We start from the raw sequence: 18,994 nt of genomic DNA, 5'->3' as shown, positions 1-18,994 counted from the left end.
AGGCTCGACATAGGCGCGCCCGCTGCTAGTGCGGCCAGCGTAGCGGCGCTGCTGCGTTGTAAGAATTCTCGACGGTTCCATTTCATAATGGTGTTCGGTAGCGGTTGTTAATGAGGAGGAAAGGAGGATGGAGTGGGGCGCCCCGCTCCATCCTCCTTTCCTCCTCTTTTCAAAAAATCAACTGAAACTCAGGATGCAGCACAATCGCCCAGGCCAGATCCTCAATACCCTCAACACTCGGGTTCTTGCCCAGCATTTCTTCCGCCACGGCAAGTTCTCTCGAAAGCGGATCACGTCCCAGACCTCGGCGGTAGAGCGCTTTGACCAATGCTTCGGACTGCGGGTACTTCGTTTTCCACTTCACCGCCCCCTTTTCGATTGAAGAATTGAATTTCTCACCGTTTGTAAGTTCAAGGGCTTGCAAAAGGTTGGCTTGCGTACTTCGGCTAGTACTGACGGTTTCCCGGTTCGGTCGCCCCAAAGCGGTTAGGAAGGGGTCGTTCTTGACCAACGATGCGCGGGCGAAGGGTATTTCCTGCGCGATAGTTTCGGGCATTCGCTTGAAAACTACCGCCGAATCGGGGTAGACCGGATTGAAGGCTACACTCACGGCGTCGGCGAACTGCTCGGCGGTCAGGCGGCGGCGAACCATGCCTTGAAATACGTAGTTAGGTGCGGTAAGTACATCCGGCTCCTTTACCCCCATTGAAGGCATTTGGTAGGTTTTGGAAGTCAGGATGGTGAACATCAACTTTTTGATGTCGTAGCCATTTTGCACAAAATCATAGGCCAGCCAGTCGAGCAAATCCTGGCTCCAGGGCAGGTTGTCCATCACATCGACGGGCTCGACGATGCCGCGACCCATGAGTTGCGCCCAAATCCGGTTGACGAGCGTCCGATACAGGCGACCGTCCTTGGGCTGCGTTAGGAAATCGGCCAGTTCGCGAAGCCGTTGCTCAGTTGACGCGTCCACGCTGATTTCGCCCAATTCTTTAAATAGGAAACCGCGTCCGGCCATTTTTCCCGTGGGCTGGTCGCAGCGGTTGATTTCCAGTAATGTGTCGGCAAACACGTTGGCGAAGGCGTAGGCATCGGCCAGTTTCCAGTCGCTCACAAAGCTGTCGTGGCAGGAAGCGCATTTGAGATTTAAGCCCAAAAACACCTGCGCCACGTTCTGAGCCGCCTGCATCTCGACGCGCTGACTGGAATTGATGGTACCGCGCCATTTTATGCCGTTCACAAAACCCGCCGATTCCTCGTTTGGACTGACCAATTCTCGCACAAACCAGTTGTAGGGCTTATTCGTTTTCAAAGAGTTGTACAGCCATTTGGTGATGTCACTTCGCCCGCCCGTGATGTAGCCCGTCCCGGAGTAGTCGTTGCGCAGGGCGTCGTTCCAGAACGTGAGCCAGTGTTGGGCGTAATCCTCGTTGCGGTTAAGTAGTTCACGCACCAGAATTTCCCGCTTATCGGGCCGCTCATCAGCCATGAAATCCACCACTTTACGGGGCGGCGGTAAGAGGCCGATCACGTCCAGAAAGACCCGCCGTATATACAGGCGGTCGCTGACGGGTTCCTGCCAGGCGACCTTATTTTTTTCAAAATAAACATTGACAAAACGATCGACGGGATTTTTCATTCCCGCTATGGCGGGTGGCAGGGTAGGATTGCGCGGGGCGAGGGGCGCGACGCGGAAGATACTTTTTTCCTCGCCGCTGGGCCAGGGCGTACCCTGTTTTATCCAGAATTCAAGAGTAGCTACTTCTTTTTCCGTAAGCCGCTTCCCTTTGCCGGGCATGGCATCATCATGACCAAAGGGTAGTTTGACGCGGCGGATCATCTCGCTTTTTTCGGGCTGACGGGCCACGACGACGATACCGTTTTCGCCGCCTTTTTCGATAAATTCGCGTTTATCGAGCCGCAAATCACCCTTACTTTTGGTGGCCCCGTGGCAGCTGTAACAATTGTGCGCCAGGATAGAGCGGACTTCAAGGTTTAGCTCTGCAACCTGCGTTTCGGTAAGGGGCTGGCCGCTATTGGAAGCAAACGAGAATTGAGTTGCATCGAAACCACTGTCCCGTGTCTCTTGACTATATGGCAGGACGCTCGTCAGGTAGTCATCGCCGTGGGTGAGCATGGCTCCGTAGTGTCCGGCAACGCTCACGCCGACGACGGTAATTATCAGCGAGGACCGAAACGCCCCCATCCGTCCCGAGCGCAGCAGCCATAAAGTCAGTAGTGCGAGCGACATGGTAGCGATGCCCGCCCACTGGTGAAATTCCACCGCCTCGCCACCGTAATCTTCTACATTGGCCAGCAACAGTCCGAAGGCCACCGCTACTACCGAACTAACCGCGCCAATCCAGACCAAGGCGGTAGTGCCCGCACGAAAATTCTTGGAATGATTCCGCCAATCCAGTACCTCCAGCAGCAAAGCCACGCAGAGTAGGCCGACCGGAAAATGCACGATCAGCGGGTGCAGCCTACCTAAGAATTGCCAAAGCCAGAAGTCCTGTATCGCTTCTTGCATCAAGTCTGTTAGTTTCTCAACAAAATTAAAAAAGCAGAGCCGGGGGAGGTTCTACTAAAAAAAAGGTCTGTCAATCCCCAAAGACATTGACAGACCTTAAAGCTAATAGCCTAAATGAATAAACAGCTAAACCACTTACGCGCCCAGCGTCCAGTCCCCGCGATAATCACGCTTTACAAATTGGTTGGCGGCGTCGAAATTGGTCACTTTCATGTTCTTTCCGTCCCACAACAATTTCTTGCGTCCGGGGTAGGTGAAGCCCTTACCGTCTTCACGTGCTACGCGCAGGTTGTAACTACGGATACCAAGATTGCCCATAATGACGGTTTCTGTCAGTGGCCCGGCGTAGTCGAACGAAGAACGCAATTCCTTGTGTTCCTTGCTGTTGAAACCTGCTTTACAGGCGTCGGTCCAAGCTACCTGGTGACCGTATTCGGGCAGGGCGGTGTACTTGGTATCGAACTTGCCTTGCTCCATTTCCAGCTTCTTGCCATCTTTCGTGTACAGCTTAGGAACCAGGCCGTAGGTGCCGCAGGTCATCACGCCTTTGTCGCCGATGAGGATCGCTCCGTTGGAACTATCGTTGTCGCCAATGGGATCGTCGGCTGGAATTAGCTCGGGGTGGGCGGGACGCAGACCGCCATCGTACCACACCATCTTGACTTCCGACTTGTTGTTTTTCGTGGCCGGGAATTTCAACTCCGTCCGTGAGGAGGGCGGGCATCCTTCGGGAATATGCTCTGGCGTCCAGTTTTGCAAGAAGACGGAACCCACGCTGCATTCCACTTCGGTGGGGTAGCCAAGGCCAAGTACCCGGAAGGGTGGGTCGATCAGGTGGCAGCCCATATCGCCGAGTGCGCCCGTGCCGAAGGCCCACCAGCCGCGCCAGGCAAAAGGATGGTAGGCGGGGGTGTAGTCGACCCGGGGAGCGGTACCTACCCACAGATCCCAGTCGATGTTGGATGGGGCCGATCCTTTGGGTTCGGGAACAGGAATGCCCTGCGGCCACACGGGACGATTGGTCCAGACATGTACTTCGTTCACCGTGCCGATTAGCCCCTTCTTGAACCAATCGATCATCTGCTGTTGGCCAGGATTGGAGGCCCCTTGGTTGCCCATTTGGGTCACGCACTTGTACTTTCGGGCCGCTTCGGTGAGCATTCGGGCCTCATAAATGTCGTGCGTAAGTGGCTTCTGGTCATAAATGTGCTTGCCAAGCTGCATGGCGGCCATTGCGGCCACGGCGTGTTGGTGGTCAGGCGTCGAAATGGTCACGGCGTCGATGTCCTTGCCCATTTCATCAAACATCTTGCGGAAGTCCTTATATTTCTTGGCATTGGGATGAGCCTCAAAACTCTGCGTGCCGCGCTCCCAGTCTACATCGCAGAGGGCCACAATATTTTCTTTGCCATTATTGAAGGCATTCCTGATATCGGATGAACCTTTGCCTCCGATGCCGATACCCGCAATATTTAGCTTGTCGCTAGGCGCGCGGAAGCCTTTGCCCAACACATGACGCGGCACGATGAAGAAGCTACCGAGGGCCGAGGCACCAACTGCCGCCGCCGTGCCATTCTGCAAAAATTTTCGACGAGATACCCCGCCTTTTTGGTCTTTATTGTCCATGATTAAGGTTGACTAGTTTTTTTTTACGAAACACAATATAAGAAAAGAGGCCGATGGTCTAAAAATACCCCCGCTGTCCCGGCCAAAGAAGTAATTTTTATTTGGAGAGGCTCCTTTTCAGGTTTCTTAACGTACTTTCAAGGCTGTTCTTATAATCGGTAAATGGGCTGAACCCCCTGCGGCCCGCTATCGGCTGACTGAGGTAGGTGTTCTCGATCAATTTGCCCGTAAGGATATTGGTCGGGAGGCGCATGTACATTTTCTCGATTGGCAAATCCGACCAGATGGGTGAATAGTACATGCACTCCCTGAAGAAATAGTGCGTCACCTGGCTGTGGCGCGTACTGCCGGGGCGCAGGATGGGCTCACCGCCGTGGAAAAGGTTGGCCGACCAGATTAGAGCCTGCCCTTTCTTGACGTGAAAGACCTCCTTTTTTTGCCCGGTGGCTTCCATCAAATCCTGCACGAAATTCTCGTAAGTCAGGTACTGGTTGTACTGCGTGACGTCTTTGGAGCCTTGTAGGTTGATGTCGGCCATGTCGTAAAAAGGTAGTTTGTGGCTACCGGGGTAGTAGTGCAGCGGACCGTTCGACTCGTCGGTGTCTTCCAGTGCTACCCACACGCCACACATGAATCGTTGCGGCACGGAGTAGAAGTGGATAGAATCGCTGTGCGTTTTTTGCTGCGAACCGACGTGGAAGTTGAGCGTCTGGAAAGGAAAAGGCTCCCGACGATACAAGATCCTGAGCATATCCATGATCGGCTGGCAACCCGCAATTTCCTTTACCAACGGCGTGATTTTCCAGGCGTCCTGAATTCTTGGGTCGTTGTAGTGCGGCGCGAGTAGTTCGACGATGCGGTCGAATGTGCTCTCCGGCAACCCAGTTTCCATGATGAGGTAACCACGTTCGGAGTACTGGCGGGCCATTTCTTTGGTGGCTTCGTCTAGTGAAGATTCTTCCAGTTCTTGCTTAAAAAAAGGCGAATCGACCCACGGGGTGTTCATGTGATAAGCTTTCATTTATTCAATTAAGGGTTAGTGGTAGTTAGACTTCCAAGTAGCGAGCGGTGCAATTCATACATACAGCACACGTTTTGCGAGTAAGAACAAGAAACAAAGTTAAAGAAAATAGTTTTTTTGTCAATACTATAATGATCAGGTGGTTAGCTGGATGGGGTCGGCGATGAACCTGGCGGGCTTTGTGGATGTTTTGCCAGCAGTTAATAATAGAATTAACTTTGACGGATTTTTAACGTCAGAAGCGTTTTGAATTATTTTTTAAGAAAAAACACATCATGCAAATCACCCTAATGAAGTCCAAGATTCACCGCGTGAAGGTGACGCAGGCCGAGCTGAATTATGTCGGTAGCATCACCATCGATGAGGACTTACTGGATGCCGTGGGAATTCTTGAAAACGAACAGGTTCACGTTGTGAATAACAACAACGGCGAGCGCCTCGTGACTTACGCAATTAAGGGCGAGCGCGGCTCGGGCATCGTCTGTCTCAACGGGGCCGCTGCCCGCAAGGCGCAGGTCGGCGATGTGGTCATCATTATCGCTTATGGTACCATGTCTGAAGAAGAATCCAAGAAGTTCAAACCCCGCGTAGTATTTCCGGGGGAAGGGAATATGGTTGTGTAATCGTTGAAGCGGTTCGCCGCCGCGGTGTGTAATCGTTAATTGCTGTTAAATTGTTCTTTGTTCAACAGAAAATTGAATTTCAATAATACCTGCCGGGGCGGCGCAACACTTACACGACTCAACAGTAAAACAAAAAGACAGCAATTACGCAACCGCGCGGGCGGCCCTGTCAACAACTACACGATTCAACAATGAAGAATGCCCTCAAATACACCATTTCCCTCCTCCTTGCTGGCGGGCTGCTTTGGTTCGTGTTCAAGGACATCGACCTGGCAGCCATGTGGGAGCGGTTGCAAGCCGCCGACTGGCGCTGGATTGCGCTGTCCTGCGCCTTGCTAATGATGGCACACATTACTCGTGCCTGGCGGTGGCAGATGCTGCTGGAGCCTCTGGGCTATCGGCCAGGCTTGTTCGATTCCACGACCTCTGTACTGACGGGTTACTTCGCCAACTACATCGTGCCGCGTATGGGCGAAGTCACGCGCTGCGGAACGCTGTACAAATTGGAAAAAGTACCCGTCAGCCTCAGCTTCGGAACCGTCGTGGCCGAGCGCGTCTTCGACGTGCTTACGTTGCTGGTGTTGATCGGTCTCAACTTCGTGCTGGAATTTGACCGTCTTAGCCAGTTTTTCTTAGAATTTTTCGGCGGGAAAGTCGGTGGAGGCGGCGAAGCTACCGGGCCAAACGTGTTGCTGATCGTGGCGGGTGCAGCGGTACTTGTAGCGCTATTGGCTGTCTTTTTTGTGATAAAAAACAAAGATCTGCGCGAGAGGTTGTTGGAAAATGCGCTGGTCGCCAAAGTAGTCGACTTTCTGAAAGGCATGGCGGAGGGCGTTCTCAGCGTCCGTAGATTACGCAGTCCAGGTTTGTTTATTTTTAGTACGCTGTTGATTTGGGTATTTTACTATCTGGTTTCTTACGTACTATTCTTCTGTATTCCCGAAACTGCTGACCTCGGGCCGTTGGCTGGGTTGACGGTGCTGGTTATTGGGGCCATTGGCATGACGGCACCCACGCAGGGAGGCATCGGGGCGTACCACCTGCTGGTGGGTAACGTGATGATTTTGTACGGCCTTACCCAGGCCGATGGCGTGACGTTGGCGACGTTCATCCACGGAACGCAGATGTTGTTCATGCTGGTGGTTGGCGCGCTGGCATTTTTGGTAGTTTTGTTCAAAGACAAAAAATCCGAAGCGCGACCCGAGCCCCAGCCCGCCGCCGCAAACTAGCTGTAAAGTATGATTCTGACTGAAAATAAAATCCGGCAACTTAGCGAGGCCATCACACAAGTGGCCGACTGGCAACGCGCCGGCCAGAAAGTAGTTTTTACCAACGGATGTTTCGACATCGTCCATTTGGGCCATATCGACTACCTCGAAAAGGCCCGCGCCCTCGGTGACCGACTGGTGCTGGGCTTGAATACCGACGCCTCGGTGAGCCGATTGAAAGGCCCGAACCGTCCCGTAGTGAACGAGTACGCCCGCGCCCGGCTAATGGCGGCGCTAGCCTTCGTGGATACTGTCATTTTGTTCGATGAACCTACACCCCAGACCCTCATCGAAGCCCTGAAACCTGACATTTTGGTAAAAGGCGACGACTACACACTCGAAACCATCGTTGGCGCAGATTTTGTAATAAAAAACGGAGGAACTGTGGAAACAGTAGCCTTAGTACCCGGCTATTCTACAACTTCGTTGATAGCCAAGATTAAGAAAAGCTATTAGGTACCAGATTTGATGTCTGAAAGGTTATCAAACTATTAAACTTCAACCAGGACGGGCTGCCCCGTCATAAACTTAAACTTTAAAAAATGGGAGGATATTTGATTCTTATACTGGTCATGGGCATCAGCATGTATGTCCAGTGGAAACTAAAAAAGAAATTTGAGGAGTACTCACAGGTGGGACTCAGCAATGGCATGAGCGGCAAAGAAATTGCCGAAAGAATGCTGCGCGACAGCGGCATCATGGACGTGCGGGTACTATCCGTGGAAGGTCGCCTGACTGACCACTATAACCCGCAGGATAAAACGGTCAATCTCAGCACCGATGTGTACCACGGCCGGAGCGTGGCGGCGGCGGCAGTATCCTCTCACGAATGCGGTCACGCCGTGCAGCACTCGACGGCTTACGCTTGGTTGACACTTCGGTCGAAGCTGGTGCCTGTGCTAACGATTTCGTCGAAGTACATGCAATGGGTTATTTTAGCAGGAATCTTCCTGATTCAGACCTCGATTATTCCGCTGGCAGTTGGGGTAGGTTTGTTCGCCCTCACGACGCTGTTTAGCTTCATCACGCTGCCCGTCGAGTACGACGCCAGCAATCGGGCTTTGGCATGGATCGAGCGCAACGGTATTGTCACGCCCCCCGAACATGATATGGCTGAGGATGCCCTGAAATGGGCTGCGCGGACGTACTTGATTGCGGCAATTGGCTCTTTGGCCACGCTGTTGTACTACGTAAGCATCTTGATGGGGCGCAGAGATTAATTTGGATCGAGCGGCGTACCCAGCGACAGATCAACTTTTTTGGCGCGGTTCTCAACTGAGGATCGCGCTTTTTTATTCCAAAATGCTCTGCATCCGCTGCACCAGCAGATTATTAAGCCGCCGGGCCAGTTCCTTATCTCCCGAAAATTCCGTCCATTCTTCCTCTGTCATCATCCCCAGGGCCAGCCCGATGAGCTGATAGCGTAGAGTGAGGTCTTTTTGGAAGGCAGTCTCGACGTAGCTTTTCCAAGCTTCCGTACTTACGCCCGAAAGGTTCATTTTGCGCTTTTGGATATGTTGTCGAAAAATAGCCGTAATCCGTTCGTGCTGAAATTTCAGGATGGGCCGTAGCACAGTATTTTGAAAAGCTTCTGCCGGATTTTGGGCCGGGGAAGTACTTATTTCAGGTCGCAGCGCGACCAGCAATTCGTCTTTTTGATTCATTCGGTTATTTTTCAATGATGTGGCCGACAAACTGGGCGGTGTTGTCGAGAATCTTACCGCCGCGCCGGAAACCAAGTGCGCAAGGCTCACCCGCAAAAAAGACACCGGCCTGGTAGCGTTTTCCTTCGGCGTCGCTGACAAAATCCACGTATTCCTGATACACGCACCTTTGGTCTCCGTATTCACCTTCGACTTTCTCCAGAATACTACCACCCTTTTCTAAAATCGCTACATTGGCTCCTTCACGCCCGAAAAGTACCTTACTCACCGACTGCTTGTGTGGCAGTACGTACCGTTCCGTTTGTAACAGCAGTGGGTGGTAGGGGTATAAATCCCAGAGGATTTTCAAGACATATTTTGATTGAAAAAGTAGTGTATAGGCCGGGTTGAGAACGACCGTTTTTCTATTGACAACCAGATCGGTCAGAATAGCAACTAGTTCGGGTTCTTCATCCCCGATAAATTCCCAGGGAACGAGCTTAAACCAGAAGTCGAAACGCAGAAAACTACCGTCGGTGGAGTCCTGCTTGAAGATTCCCTCTTGCGCGGAGAATTCCACTTCGTCCATGTAACAGAAATCAGTGTCGAAACCCGCCGCCTGTGCAGCTTCGGTGAGCAGGGCTACGTTCGTGTCGTCCTCAGCAGAGCCGCGTAATGTAGTTAATAGCAGGCTAGGGGTGAGGTCGTCGTTTACTTCTCGCAGGTACTTAAACTGCCCGACGAGGGTTTCGTAGAGCGTATTGAATTGGTGGCTATCATCAAGGCCATTTGCTCGTAGTTGTGCCCATTGTACCACGGCGGTTTCGGGCAGACAAGTCGCTGTGTCGGCGTTGAACTCGATGAGTTTGATTGGCTGTCCGTCCAATCCGCCCGCCAAATCAAAGCGACCGTACAGATGCACTTGTCGATCATCTTCCCAGGAACGTTTGACGAGTTCATGAAGGGTAGCCGGAATACCCATTTCGGACAAAAGCAGGTGGTCGATGGCGTATTGCCCGGCCTCCACCAGCATCTCATACAGTGACTGAGCCGAATTGTAGTAATCGTTGGCTTCTGCCTCTGTCACCGCTACTGCTTTATCAATTAAATAGGGCAGGGTATCTTCGCCCAGCATCCATTTCCACCCCACCGCCTGCAAGGCGTTTTCGGGAGGTTGAGACATATTTTCTAAGAGAATCATTTCGAAGGAAAGAGGAAAGTGCCGGGCTGGCATACCAGGAAAGGATAATAAAACTTCTTCCTTATTTATCCTCCACTACTTCCCCTCGAACTACCAAAGAAACCACTCCGCCCGCCCGAAGGCCGAGCCGTGACGGTGCGGGAGGCGCGCATGGCCGAGCGGGCCGACTGCGCTTTTTGGTAAGCGCGTGGGTCGCTGTAATGACTTCCTGCCCGGTTATTGTTTCGGTAGTTGTTGATGTAGCTATTGTTACGATTCCGACCCAATAGGTAGCCCATGCCGCCGTAAAGCAGGACGCTCGATAATCCGCTGCGACGGTAGCCTCGCTCCACCCCGAGGGTGTCGGCAGAATCACCAAGGGTGCTAATTTCTTCGTCGATCAACCGCTTAGCGGCTTCAGGGTTGAGCGTGCGGGAAGTACCGTCGAGGTAAAACACGATAGCCTCCGACTGGTCGTATTCGACGGTTTCCTCGTCGGTGATTTTGAATTTGCCGGGGCTTACTTCTTTAATGTAGGATCGAATGCCTTTATCGTAAGTCGTTTCGTCGTAGCTGTAAGCGGCTTCGTTATCCTGTCCGCCGTTGCAGCCCGGCAGAGCCACGCCGCTCGCCAGCAGGGCGAGGGTCATGGTACTGCTAATGGTGATGTCCTTGGCCCGTCGAATGAAAGAGTCTTTGCGTAGCGGTGTCATGGGCTTGGAAGTTAGTATTTGATAAGATGTGAGCGAAAATAGGAAGAAACTGGAATGATTTAACCACCTTTCTTGGTAGGCGGTTCAGAAATTTGGCAGGCAATGGTAGTTGGAGGATGAAAGGATGTAAAAAGAGCTCTCGAAAATTCTTTGATAGAATTCTCCGAGAGCTCTTTGGCAAGAAAACCAGGGGTGTAATCGCTACCTCTTTGGAATCGTAATCATATGGGAGATTTTCCACTTCCCGTCGATTTTTTCCATATAGCGGCTTTCAATATTGGTTAAAGACTCCCTGCCATCAGGGTAATGGAAAGTCTGCTCATAGCTGACCCAGGCCGCGTTGCCGTTGGGTTGAATATTAAAATTGGTGTTGGTAAAAGTAGTGCCTGGTTTATTGGGCTTCTGGCTGGAAAGTCGCTTGACCATCTCGTCGATTTCGGTGGCCGTGATATCATAGGCTTTACCCGACTCGTCGGTGACGGTGTGGGCGGCATAGGGCAGGTCGGCCCAGTATGAACCCATCTTTTCACCATCGTTGTCGAGCCAGGCCTGGGTTTCGGCTTCCAGTACCTGGCGAATCATGTAGGCTGCCGGGTCCATGCCGGGTGGGATGGATGCGTAGCCCATTTTGTCGCGCACAATGGCTCGATCATAGTAGTAGTGCGCCTCTTTCAGCTTACCGTTGCTCACCTTGGCGGTAATCTGATAAGGAAGCTCGATCGTGGCCCTACCCGCTTTTTCCTTCCAATGGTAGGTTCCCCAACCCAAAACCCAGTCACCTTCGTTCAGACCGCTTTTTTCCCGGTAAGCCAGGGTGCGGCGGTCGGTAATGCGGTGGTCGGTACGCTGATTGAGGGAGTTCTGCCAACTGGCAATGGCCTGCTCAGCGTTCATCGGGTTTTTGTAGCCGGGACCATTCTCCTGGTAGTCGGCAGCCAGCTGCGATCGTGCGCGGTTTAAGTCGGAGGCCACCAGAGCATCGAGGTAGTCGTTTAGTACGGCTGCGTTTTCGTCGGCATTCTTGCTGAGGGCAACGACATCGTTGTGTTTCGGCGTTTTCTGGGCGAATGAGAGGCTGCCGAGGAAAAGCAGTAGAACGAAGAGCGAAAATCGGATGGAAATGGGACTGGCTTTGTACATGATTGCGGTAGTTTACAGGGTGAATAATGCTGGGATGGATATACTCACTAAACATACGTTTATAGTACAAATTTAATATTATTTAGAACTTTACCAAATATACTTTAATCGAATTTAGAAAAACTTTGCCTGTATTTTTGACATTTCAAACTTATGTCAGAAACGCTGATTCCAGTAAATGACCACATTGTGGGTCGCCCGGCCAGCCGCTACTAAGTCCAAATCACCATCACCATCCAAGTCGGCAGCATTCAGGTCTTCGCAGGCCATATCCACCTTTTCATCGATGGCGTACTCCTGCCAATTTTTCCCGGCCTCATCGGTACCGACGTACAACCGCACACCTACCTGTTCGGCGGCGTTTTTCTCGCGCCAACCCATTGCAATCTGATCGCGACCGAGACCTAAAAAGTCCGCCGTAACCAGTGCGTGGCCCTGATTCATGCGGTCGGTCAGCACGCTGCGGTTGTCTTTAGTGTAAACTACCAGACTGTTGCCGTGCATCGGTTCGATGGTAGTTGTAAAAAGCTGGTTGTTCCGCAGTCTGCCCGTGCGGACTTCACCCACACCGTTTCTAATCACCATCCAGTTGCCCGAAGGTGCCCAGCCATCGGCTCCGTCCAGGAACACCTGCACGCCCTCCTTTCCGGCCACGGCCATCCCCAGGAATGCACCCTGCACCTCCATCGGCTCCATGTTGTGGGTCAGGTGCATATCGGTTTCCACAAGTTGGTGCGTCCAGCGTCCTCTCTTGTCGTCCGGCACGTCGAAGGCGATCATCTTCACGCCAACACCTTCGCCTTTCTCGTTGCCTTCGCCGTGAAGCGGCAGTACGATCAATTGGTACTTCCCGTCTGTATCCTGCACCCAACGCATCCGGTGAATCGTCACTTCGTGGTGCAGTTGCACGGGTTCCCACAATTGGTAGCGATCTTCGGGCGGAATGAGGTAGAACACCGCGCCGGACTCGTCGACGTTTTCGGTTTCGCCGGGATTCCACTGTGCGCCCACGGCTACCTCCACTTTGCCATCGCCGTCGATATCGCGGGCAGCGATGCAGACATTATCGCGCTTGGTGAGGTTAGCGGCTATGACATGGCGCTTCCAGGGACTTTCCGGCCCGCCGGGATTTTCGTACCACACAATCTCTTTCTGATCGGCCAGCAGGATGTCGATTTGTCCGTCGCCGTCCACATCGCCCGTCGCCAGGCCGTAGCCAATACTGATTTTCGGGTCAATGACCTCAGCCTTGAAAGTTGGGCTCTGGGCGAAACCTGTTTGTGGAAGGCAAGCGGCCAGCAAAAAAGGAAAAAGTTGCTTCATCTATTCGAGCGTGAGCCAGTTCGTTACCAAAGTCGAATACTCTTCGAATGTGAGTTCATCAGGCAGCCAGTTGTTCACCTCACACAGCGAAGGAAGGTTTTTTAGAAAATCTATGTATTCCTGATAGATGATACTTGCGCTGGGAATATTTTCCGGGGTTTTGCCCGACAACCAGTTCCTGATTATCTTGATGGCTCCTTCTACAGAATCTTCGTGGTTTCTGATATCTTGACCGGATAAGTCCGAAATGAATTGCTTGAACCTGAATTTCTGGCTCTCGATAATCAGGTACTGGTTTTCTTTCTGTTTTCTATTACCAAACTCTATCGCCCCGATACAAATCCCCAACTCCAAAGGCATGTTGAATCTGGGAAGATTAGCGGTTTCGTCCAGGGTCACTCTCGATAAATCGTGAATCGAATACTTGCTTTCACGAATCAGCTGCACGATGTTCTGTATTCTGACCCCGGTAGAATCATCGTACTCTTTAGCGCACCTCAAAATAAAACCGCATTTGTGGACTACGAAGAGAACAGCGTTAAAGATGTCATCATATTGGCTATCAAATGGGCAGTTGATAAAGACGTTACGCTCATAGTCGGCTGTTCTTTTCATCCGGCTTTTCGCTGGCTGTTCTTTATCTTAATCACCGCCTTTTCGGCCTTTTTCGCTACGCCCTTATCGACGCTGGGATTAGGTTTGATCGTGATGGCCTCCCGGCGAATTCCCTTGAAGGGCTTGCCGTCGGATTTGACATCGATGAATCTCCCTGTACTGGTGTCCCGTTTTACGTAGTTCCCCGTAGAGGGGTTAAAAACCTGGCTTCTGTCCTTCACCGCTCCCTTTCGTGAGTTATTTCCGCTGTTGGTTGCCATAATTTGATCTGTTAAAAATTGCTTCCAAAGATAATCCAAAAGATTTCGCGTTGCAAATACACACCATTTACCCCTACACGTCCCGCTCGATGATTTTTCCGCTTGCCTTTTCTTTCAAAATCAGCTTATTCCGCCCGTCGTGGGTCATTTCCTGTTTGATGAGGTAGTGGTCGGCGTCGTAGTCGATGTAGTTGCTGGGTTTGGTCAGCCCCTCCTGCCCGCGCCAGACGGGTAGTTCCACAGTCTCCCACTGTTTGGTTTTGGCAGAGCGATAAGCGGCGTCGATGATGGCGTTCACCACGTAGCCGTCGTAGAAGGTTTCGGCGGCATCGGTGCCGTTCTCGACGGCGTTGAACATGTCGGTAAACATGTGGTTGTAGCCCAGGTCATTTACCTCGTCGCCCACCGGGAACAACCAGCCTGAGTTGCTCTCGGCTTTCTCGGCCACATAGTCAGCGCCCTTACCGGTAGTGTACATCTCGAAACCCGTGCGCAGGAAATTATTGATCCATATAGTGCCTTCCGTTCCCATCACTTCGTCGCGTAGGTCCATGCCGCCCCGGAATGTCCAGCTCGTCTCAAACTGTCCGATTGCTCCGTTTTCGTATTTTACCAAAGCGATGGCGTGATCTTCGGCCTCGATGGGCTTCACCTGCGTGTCGGCCCAGCACATGACCTCTACGGGTTTCACGTCCTTACCGATGTAGTTCCGAGCCAGTTCTATGCAGTGGCAGCCCAAATCCAAAATACAGCCGCCGCCCGCCTGTTCCAAATCCCAGAACCACTCGCTGTGCGGGCCGGGGTGTGCCTCCCGCGACTTTGCCCACAGAATGCGCCCCAGTGCACCGCCTCTGACGCTCTCCATGGATTTCAAGAACTTGGGCGTATAGCAAAGATCTTCGAGATAGCCTCCGAAAATGCCCGCCTCCTCCACAGCCCGCATCATTTGCAGGGCTTCTTCGGCGGTGCGGCCCAGAGGCTTGGTGCAGACAACGTTTTTCTTATGTTTGGCGCAAAGCATGACGGCTTCCGCGTGGACGTGGTTTGGCAGCGCCACGCAGACCATCGTCACGTCAGGATGAGCGATGACTTCTTCCATATCGCTGGAAGCAAAATCGCAGCCGTAATCTTTGGCAAATTTCTGAGCGCTCTCGGCGCGGCGGGCGTAGATGGCCGTCACGCGGTCGCGGCCGCGCTGACCTTGAATGGACTCAGCATAAAAGCGGCCGATAAAGCCCGAACCGAGCATGGCTATTTTCTGCATGGAGGGGGTGATTTTTAGTAGTTCAAAACTGATTTCTGCTACCCAAAAGCGATAAATGTGCCTGTTTCTACCTCATAGTTCCAAACTTCTAAGGGCTAATTACGGCATATACGCGGTTTTGGCTGTCCACACTAAAGGAAACAAGAGTAAAAAATTTCTTAATTTTAAATCCTATTTTCATTAAAACAAAGCTATTCTATGGCCGTATTACAACAACCGCTCACCAATTTACAACTGGAATTACTGCAACTTTACAGCCTGAATCTGCCGGAAGACGAGTTGATAGAGATAAAAAGGGTGATTGCTAAACATTTCGCTGATAAGGCATCGACTGAATTTGATAAATTGTGGATAGAGGGCAAATGGACTAATGACACGATGAACGATTGGATAACCGAATAGTATTGATCGGTCATCATGCGCTTAGTACTCGATACGAACAGTTTGCTGGTCTGCATTGGGAGATTGTCCAAATTCCGACCAATCTTTGATGCCTTGTTGGAAGGGAGGATCCAACTCCTTATTTCTAACGAAATATTGAATGAGTATGTCGAGAAGCTCCAAGAAAAAACAAATCTGATTGTAGCAGAAAACATAGCGAATTTTCTGTTACGCTCCCCAGACGTAGAAAGAATCGACATTTATTTCAACTGGTCAATTATCTCCGAAGATGTAGACGACAATAAGTTCGTAGATTGTGCATTGAATGGACGAGCAGATTATCTAGTGACTGACGATAAACACTATAACCTATTAAAAAGTAGGGGCTTCCCGGTGGTAAATATTATTCGAACGCAAGACTTTTTGAAGCTAATAATGGGATAATAACCTCGTTTGCGATACATTGACATCGCCCTTCACACAAATCCTTCGATCCCCAGCCCGAACAACGCAAAGTCGTATTTTACCGGATCGGCGGGATCGAGTTTCCGCAGGGCGGTAGTTAGTTCCAAAGCCGTTTGCCAGTCTGTCGGCTTGCGTTGGATTAGTCCCAAATGTCGTGCTACGCGGTCCACGTGAACATCGCAGGGCATCACCAATTGAGCGGGGCTGATTTTGTCCCAAATCCCGAAGTCTACGCCCCGGTCGTCTTGCCGTACCATCCAGCGCAGGAACATGTTCAGCCGCTTGCAGGTGGACCTGTGGGCGGGCGTCGCGATGTGTTTACGGGTACGAGCTGGGAAATATTCCAAGCCACAAAAGCGATCGTGAAAGGAAATCAAACTCTGCTCTGTGGTAGTTTGCCCTATCTGATTTTCTACCAAAAAAGCCGATTCCAGCGAGTCATTTTTTTTGTAAAAATCTTGAAAAAAATGCAGAAAGTACAGCGTGTCCGTAGCGTTGAAAGTACGGTGCTTGAAAGCCAGGAAACGTTTGAGGTCGCCATCTTGATGATTCAGGGCGAAGTCGTAAGGCGCATCGTCCATTAGCGTGGCCAATTCAAGACTCTTGTTGATGATGGTTTTGCGCTGCCCCCAGGCCAGCACCGCCGCCCAAAAACCCATGATTTCGATATCCTGACGCCGACTGAAACGGTGCGGGATGCTGATCGGGTCGTGCGGGATGAAGTCGGGACGATTGTACTGCGCGTACTTTTGTTCGAGAAGTTCTACGGTGGAGTCGGTCAAGGGATTATTTGCGGACTACCTTGCCCAGCAGATATGCCAGTCCCTGCGAAATGCCTGAGAATACTTTCAGCAGTATGGAGAAAACAAATGTGAAAACGGCGATGAAGGGGTACATCAGCGCGAACACAACGCTCCACACTTTGTAGCCAATGGTTTTCTTTTGTTCGGCGCGCTCTTCCTCGCGACGTGAGCGGTATTCGGGGGAGTGTTTCATGCTTTTCAATTGGCCGAGATGTAGCTGATCTCGGCCCTAAAACGGCGGCTGTTGGGGGAAAGTTTCTCGAAAGCCCGCGCCGAAAGCTTAATCACAATATCTTCGTTGGAGCTGGTGCCAGGAATACGTCCGACTACTTTCACCCATATTTCTTCCTGATTGTACTGATTCTTAACCTGCACCAAAGTACCCAAAGGCACCGTCCGGTGCAAGGCCAGGTACTTACTGCTGCTTTCTCCCGTGTCGATAATCTCGGCCACTCCCGACTCACTCATCCGCCTTCCCGTCGCTTCCCTCGGTGCGGGAGTAGGCTCTTCGATGGTCTTTTTCGGCTTTTCAGCCACGATCGGGGCGGGTTCTTCCTTTTCAGCGGGTTTTGGCGTGGGAAAAGGGGTGATACTCGGGCTACGCTCGGAGTATGCTTTTTCCGACACGATCAGATCCTGCCCCAAAATGACATTGTCGGAAGTCATGCCGTTCCATTTGCGGATGTCGGCCATCAATGTTCCATACTTTACCGCAATGCTGTACAGCGTTTGGCCCTGCTCAACGGTGTGCATTCCTGGTGCGTTGGCAGCAGGTGTAGCTGCTGGTTTGTCGTCCCGCTTTCTTTCTTCCTTCGAGGCGGCTTTTTCTTCGCGGGCAATCGCCTTGGCCGACTTGCGGGGAGTGTAGGGCACCCGAATCACCTGACCTGCCCGTAAGGCGTCGGCCATTCCTTCGTTAGCAGCGCGGATTTCGTTGACCGCCACTCCGTAGCGGCGCATGACGGCGTATAGCGTTTGGCCGGGATCGACTTTGTGCAGGATGTATGTTTTGCCATTAGCTACTTCTGTGCCGAGGGAATCCAGGCGCGCATTTTTAAAGTCGGAAGTAGTTTCGGCCAACGAAGGGGACGTCGATAGAAAGGCAAATAGTAAGGGGAGAATAGTACTTAGCAGGGGTTTCATTTCAGTGTGTCAATGTTAGGCTAATCAGTTCGTTGGTATTTCGCAAGAAGACTAATCGGTCATTCTGGAGCAAGATGGTGTCGTGGCTCATGCCCGGACGGTTGTCGCTCAGGCGATTATGATAAATGGTTTCTCTATTACGATTCACAACCAGCAGACTTTGAGTCGTTTTTTCGGGTTCGGAAAGATAATAAGAAAAGACCAGATAGGGGTCTGACTCAAGATAATCGACGGCGATGACGTCCTTTACGCCCACAGTTTTAGCTAAAAACGAAGAAAGCTGAGCGAAGTATATATCCTCGGGACCGTAGCGAACAGGGGAGCGGTGGTTTGGCGCAGTAATCGGAAGCAGATTCTGCTCTTCAATGACATCTTTGAGCAAGCCCAGTTCGCTATCACAAAATCGTTGTTGAATAGATTCCGCCTGTTTTTGGGTCACGATAATTTGTCCCTCCTCCGGCGCTGCCCGCCCGAAAAGCCAGCCGGGCAGCGCCCACCGCAATTCGCCCTCCGCCGCCGAGAGTGCCAATAGATCAGTTGGTTCAGGAATGTCGTGAAAGCGATAGTTGTGCAGGAAAACCCCGTCTCCGGCGAAGCCCGCGAGCGTCGTCCACCACTCAGTAGCTGAGGGCGCTTCCTGCCAAACAATTTTGTTCAAAGCCAAATCCACTAATGCCCAGGAAACAGTTTTTTGGGCGGCATTGCGTAGTTCAACCACCCATTCGTCGCGTTCAGGATGCGGCAGAATCCGCCAGATCGCTTCTGGAAAAGTAAGCGAAAACAAGTTTTCCTGAGGTAGTGGCAAGGGTTATTGGGTTTGAAGTGGTAGTTTTGGAAAAATAGAAAAACTTTTGATAAAAATGATGTTTGCCGTTTGATCGCCGAAGGTATCAAAATTCAAACATCCAAATTCTCAACACACTTTCCAAAACTTGCAAATCGTCGGAATCATTCCCGCCCGTTACGCTTCTACCCGCTTTCCGGCCAAGGCTTTGG

The 18,994-nt window shown here is 51.7% G+C and carries 22 protein-coding genes; 6 read left to right on the top strand and 16 right to left on the bottom strand.

Annotation, left to right across the window (positions count from 1 at the left end; genetic code table 11):
- The 4 genes from ACEW8P_RS05335 to ACEW8P_RS05320 all read right to left on the bottom strand — a co-directional run.
- Positions 1-86 (bottom strand): twin-arginine translocation signal domain-containing protein (locus tag ACEW8P_RS05335; protein ID WP_373512071.1); only part of this gene is annotated, 86 nt, incomplete at its 3' end.
- Between the two features lie 83 nt (positions 87-169).
- A complete protein-coding gene (locus ACEW8P_RS05330; protein WP_373512070.1) occupies positions 170-2,530 on the bottom strand; it encodes a DUF1549 domain-containing protein in 2,361 nt (786 codons plus the stop codon).
- A gap of 135 nt (positions 2,531-2,665) precedes the next feature.
- Positions 2,666-4,156, bottom strand: coding sequence for a Gfo/Idh/MocA family protein (locus tag ACEW8P_RS05325; protein WP_373512069.1), 1,491 nt, complete (start codon positions 4,154-4,156; stop codon positions 2,666-2,668).
- A gap of 97 nt (positions 4,157-4,253) precedes the next feature.
- Entirely contained in the window at positions 4,254-5,177 is a 924-nt protein-coding gene (locus ACEW8P_RS05320) for a phytanoyl-CoA dioxygenase family protein (RefSeq protein ID WP_373512068.1), read from the bottom strand.
- Positions 5,178-5,452: 275 nt separating this feature from the next.
- Between ACEW8P_RS05320 and panD the strand changes: the two genes are divergently transcribed.
- The 4 genes from panD (at position 5,453) to ACEW8P_RS05300 (ending at position 8,288) form a co-directional block, all read left to right on the top strand.
- A complete protein-coding gene (gene panD, locus ACEW8P_RS05315; protein WP_373512067.1) occupies positions 5,453-5,800 on the top strand; it encodes an aspartate 1-decarboxylase in 348 nt (115 codons plus the stop codon).
- A gap of 191 nt (positions 5,801-5,991) precedes the next feature.
- A complete protein-coding gene (locus tag ACEW8P_RS05310) occupies positions 5,992-7,029 on the top strand; it encodes a lysylphosphatidylglycerol synthase transmembrane domain-containing protein (RefSeq protein ID WP_373512066.1) in 1,038 nt (345 codons plus the stop codon).
- 9 nt (positions 7,030-7,038) lie between these two features.
- On the top strand, positions 7,039-7,524 hold the full coding sequence (gene rfaE2 / locus ACEW8P_RS05305) for a D-glycero-beta-D-manno-heptose 1-phosphate adenylyltransferase (RefSeq protein ID WP_373512065.1): 486 nt from the start codon (positions 7,039-7,041) through the stop codon (positions 7,522-7,524).
- A gap of 86 nt (positions 7,525-7,610) precedes the next feature.
- Entirely contained in the window at positions 7,611-8,288 is a 678-nt protein-coding gene (locus tag ACEW8P_RS05300; RefSeq protein ID WP_373512064.1) for a zinc metallopeptidase, read from the top strand.
- Positions 8,289-8,360: 72 nt separating this feature from the next.
- Here ACEW8P_RS05300 and ACEW8P_RS05295 read toward each other — a convergent pair whose 3' ends face one another.
- From ACEW8P_RS05295 to ACEW8P_RS05260, 8 genes are all read right to left on the bottom strand, one after another.
- Positions 8,361-8,732 (bottom strand): glyoxalase, encoded by a 372-nt coding sequence (locus ACEW8P_RS05295; protein ID WP_373512063.1) that lies wholly within the window; start codon positions 8,730-8,732, stop codon positions 8,361-8,363.
- A gap of 4 nt (positions 8,733-8,736) precedes the next feature.
- Positions 8,737-9,912: a glutathionylspermidine synthase family protein gene (locus ACEW8P_RS05290; protein ID WP_373512062.1), complete on the bottom strand. Its 1,176-nt coding sequence runs from the start codon at positions 9,910-9,912 to the stop codon at positions 8,737-8,739.
- Between the two features lie 65 nt (positions 9,913-9,977).
- Positions 9,978-10,604 carry a hypothetical protein gene (locus ACEW8P_RS05285; RefSeq protein ID WP_373512061.1) on the bottom strand — a complete coding sequence of 209 codons (627 nt, stop codon included), beginning with the start codon at positions 10,602-10,604 and terminating at the stop codon, positions 9,978-9,980.
- A gap of 201 nt (positions 10,605-10,805) precedes the next feature.
- The gene (locus ACEW8P_RS05280; RefSeq protein ID WP_373512060.1) at positions 10,806-11,744 is read right to left on the bottom strand and encodes a DUF4440 domain-containing protein; all 939 of its coding nucleotides are present in this window, start codon (positions 11,742-11,744) and stop codon (positions 10,806-10,808) included.
- A gap of 156 nt (positions 11,745-11,900) precedes the next feature.
- Positions 11,901-13,067: an FG-GAP repeat domain-containing protein gene (locus ACEW8P_RS05275; RefSeq protein WP_373512059.1), complete on the bottom strand. Its 1,167-nt coding sequence runs from the start codon at positions 13,065-13,067 to the stop codon at positions 11,901-11,903.
- Positions 13,068-13,682 carry a hypothetical protein gene (locus tag ACEW8P_RS05270; protein ID WP_373512058.1) on the bottom strand — a complete coding sequence of 205 codons (615 nt, stop codon included), beginning with the start codon at positions 13,680-13,682 and terminating at the stop codon, positions 13,068-13,070.
- On the bottom strand, positions 13,679-13,942 hold the full coding sequence (locus tag ACEW8P_RS05265) for a hypothetical protein (protein ID WP_373512057.1): 264 nt from the start codon (positions 13,940-13,942) through the stop codon (positions 13,679-13,681). The genes ACEW8P_RS05270 and ACEW8P_RS05265 overlap by 4 nt, the downstream gene beginning before the upstream one ends.
- 73 nt (positions 13,943-14,015) lie before the next feature.
- Positions 14,016-15,206, bottom strand: a complete 1,191-nt coding sequence (locus tag ACEW8P_RS05260) for a Gfo/Idh/MocA family protein (protein WP_373512056.1) — start codon at positions 15,204-15,206, stop codon at positions 14,016-14,018.
- A gap of 198 nt (positions 15,207-15,404) precedes the next feature.
- On the opposite strand from ACEW8P_RS05260, the gene ACEW8P_RS05255 reads away from it, so the two are divergent.
- Together ACEW8P_RS05255 and ACEW8P_RS05250 are read left to right on the top strand one after the other, a co-directional pair.
- Positions 15,405-15,608, top strand: a complete 204-nt coding sequence (locus ACEW8P_RS05255; protein ID WP_373512055.1) for a hypothetical protein — start codon at positions 15,405-15,407, stop codon at positions 15,606-15,608.
- A 15-nt stretch (positions 15,609-15,623) separates the two neighbouring features.
- On the top strand, positions 15,624-16,031 hold the full coding sequence (locus ACEW8P_RS05250) for a putative toxin-antitoxin system toxin component, PIN family (RefSeq protein WP_373512054.1): 408 nt from the start codon (positions 15,624-15,626) through the stop codon (positions 16,029-16,031).
- Between the two features lie 32 nt (positions 16,032-16,063).
- Here ACEW8P_RS05250 and ACEW8P_RS05245 read toward each other — a convergent pair whose 3' ends face one another.
- Genes ACEW8P_RS05245 through ACEW8P_RS05230 form a run of 4 tightly spaced genes read right to left on the bottom strand, consistent with a single transcriptional unit; the run spans position 16,064 to position 18,803 of the window.
- The gene (locus tag ACEW8P_RS05245; RefSeq protein WP_373512053.1) at positions 16,064-16,834 is read right to left on the bottom strand and encodes a TIGR02757 family protein; all 771 of its coding nucleotides are present in this window, start codon (positions 16,832-16,834) and stop codon (positions 16,064-16,066) included.
- Positions 16,835-16,838: 4 nt separating this feature from the next.
- Positions 16,839-17,048, bottom strand: a complete 210-nt coding sequence (locus ACEW8P_RS05240; protein ID WP_373512052.1) for a hypothetical protein — start codon at positions 17,046-17,048, stop codon at positions 16,839-16,841.
- A 5-nt stretch (positions 17,049-17,053) separates the two neighbouring features.
- Positions 17,054-17,998 (bottom strand): LysM peptidoglycan-binding domain-containing protein, encoded by a 945-nt coding sequence (locus ACEW8P_RS05235; protein WP_373512051.1) that lies wholly within the window; start codon positions 17,996-17,998, stop codon positions 17,054-17,056.
- 1 nt (position 17,999) lies between these two features.
- Positions 18,000-18,803 (bottom strand): DUF4905 domain-containing protein, encoded by an 804-nt coding sequence (locus ACEW8P_RS05230; protein WP_373512050.1) that lies wholly within the window; start codon positions 18,801-18,803, stop codon positions 18,000-18,002.
- Between the last annotated feature and the right edge of the window lie 191 nt (positions 18,804-18,994).

Source organism: Persicitalea sp. (assembly GCF_041751555.1).
Lineage (GTDB): Bacteria > Bacteroidota > Bacteroidia > Cytophagales > Spirosomataceae > Persicitalea.
This window is presented reverse-complemented; position numbering and strand designations above follow the sequence as displayed.

Excerpts from the sequence above, each read along its gene's own strand:
- ACEW8P_RS05330 (WP_373512070.1), bottom strand. The coding sequence starts at position 2,530 with ATGCAAGAAGCGATACAGGACTTCTGGCTTTGGCAATTCTTAGGTAGG.
- ACEW8P_RS05325 (WP_373512069.1), bottom strand. The coding sequence starts at position 4,156 with ATGGACAATAAAGACCAAAAAGGCGGGGTATCTCGTCGAAAATTTTTG.
- ACEW8P_RS05320 (WP_373512068.1), bottom strand. The coding sequence starts at position 5,177 with ATGAAAGCTTATCACATGAACACCCCGTGGGTCGATTCGCCTTTTTTT.
- panD (WP_373512067.1), top strand. The coding sequence starts at position 5,453 with ATGCAAATCACCCTAATGAAGTCCAAGATTCACCGCGTGAAGGTGACG.
- ACEW8P_RS05310 (WP_373512066.1), top strand. The coding sequence starts at position 5,992 with ATGAAGAATGCCCTCAAATACACCATTTCCCTCCTCCTTGCTGGCGGG.
- rfaE2 (WP_373512065.1), top strand. The coding sequence starts at position 7,039 with ATGATTCTGACTGAAAATAAAATCCGGCAACTTAGCGAGGCCATCACA.
- ACEW8P_RS05300 (WP_373512064.1), top strand. The coding sequence starts at position 7,611 with ATGGGAGGATATTTGATTCTTATACTGGTCATGGGCATCAGCATGTAT.
- ACEW8P_RS05295 (WP_373512063.1), bottom strand. The coding sequence starts at position 8,732 with ATGAATCAAAAAGACGAATTGCTGGTCGCGCTGCGACCTGAAATAAGT.
- ACEW8P_RS05290 (WP_373512062.1), bottom strand. The coding sequence starts at position 9,912 with ATGATTCTCTTAGAAAATATGTCTCAACCTCCCGAAAACGCCTTGCAG.
- ACEW8P_RS05285 (WP_373512061.1), bottom strand. The coding sequence starts at position 10,604 with ATGACACCGCTACGCAAAGACTCTTTCATTCGACGGGCCAAGGACATC.
- ACEW8P_RS05280 (WP_373512060.1), bottom strand. The coding sequence starts at position 11,744 with ATGTACAAAGCCAGTCCCATTTCCATCCGATTTTCGCTCTTCGTTCTA.
- ACEW8P_RS05275 (WP_373512059.1), bottom strand. The coding sequence starts at position 13,067 with ATGAAGCAACTTTTTCCTTTTTTGCTGGCCGCTTGCCTTCCACAAACA.
- ACEW8P_RS05270 (WP_373512058.1), bottom strand. The coding sequence starts at position 13,682 with ATGAAAAGAACAGCCGACTATGAGCGTAACGTCTTTATCAACTGCCCA.
- ACEW8P_RS05265 (WP_373512057.1), bottom strand. The coding sequence starts at position 13,942 with ATGGCAACCAACAGCGGAAATAACTCACGAAAGGGAGCGGTGAAGGAC.
- ACEW8P_RS05260 (WP_373512056.1), bottom strand. The coding sequence starts at position 15,206 with ATGCAGAAAATAGCCATGCTCGGTTCGGGCTTTATCGGCCGCTTTTAT.
- ACEW8P_RS05255 (WP_373512055.1), top strand. The coding sequence starts at position 15,405 with ATGGCCGTATTACAACAACCGCTCACCAATTTACAACTGGAATTACTG.
- ACEW8P_RS05250 (WP_373512054.1), top strand. The coding sequence starts at position 15,624 with ATGCGCTTAGTACTCGATACGAACAGTTTGCTGGTCTGCATTGGGAGA.
- ACEW8P_RS05240 (WP_373512052.1), bottom strand. The coding sequence starts at position 17,048 with ATGAAACACTCCCCCGAATACCGCTCACGTCGCGAGGAAGAGCGCGCC.
- ACEW8P_RS05235 (WP_373512051.1), bottom strand. The coding sequence starts at position 17,998 with ATGAAACCCCTGCTAAGTACTATTCTCCCCTTACTATTTGCCTTTCTA.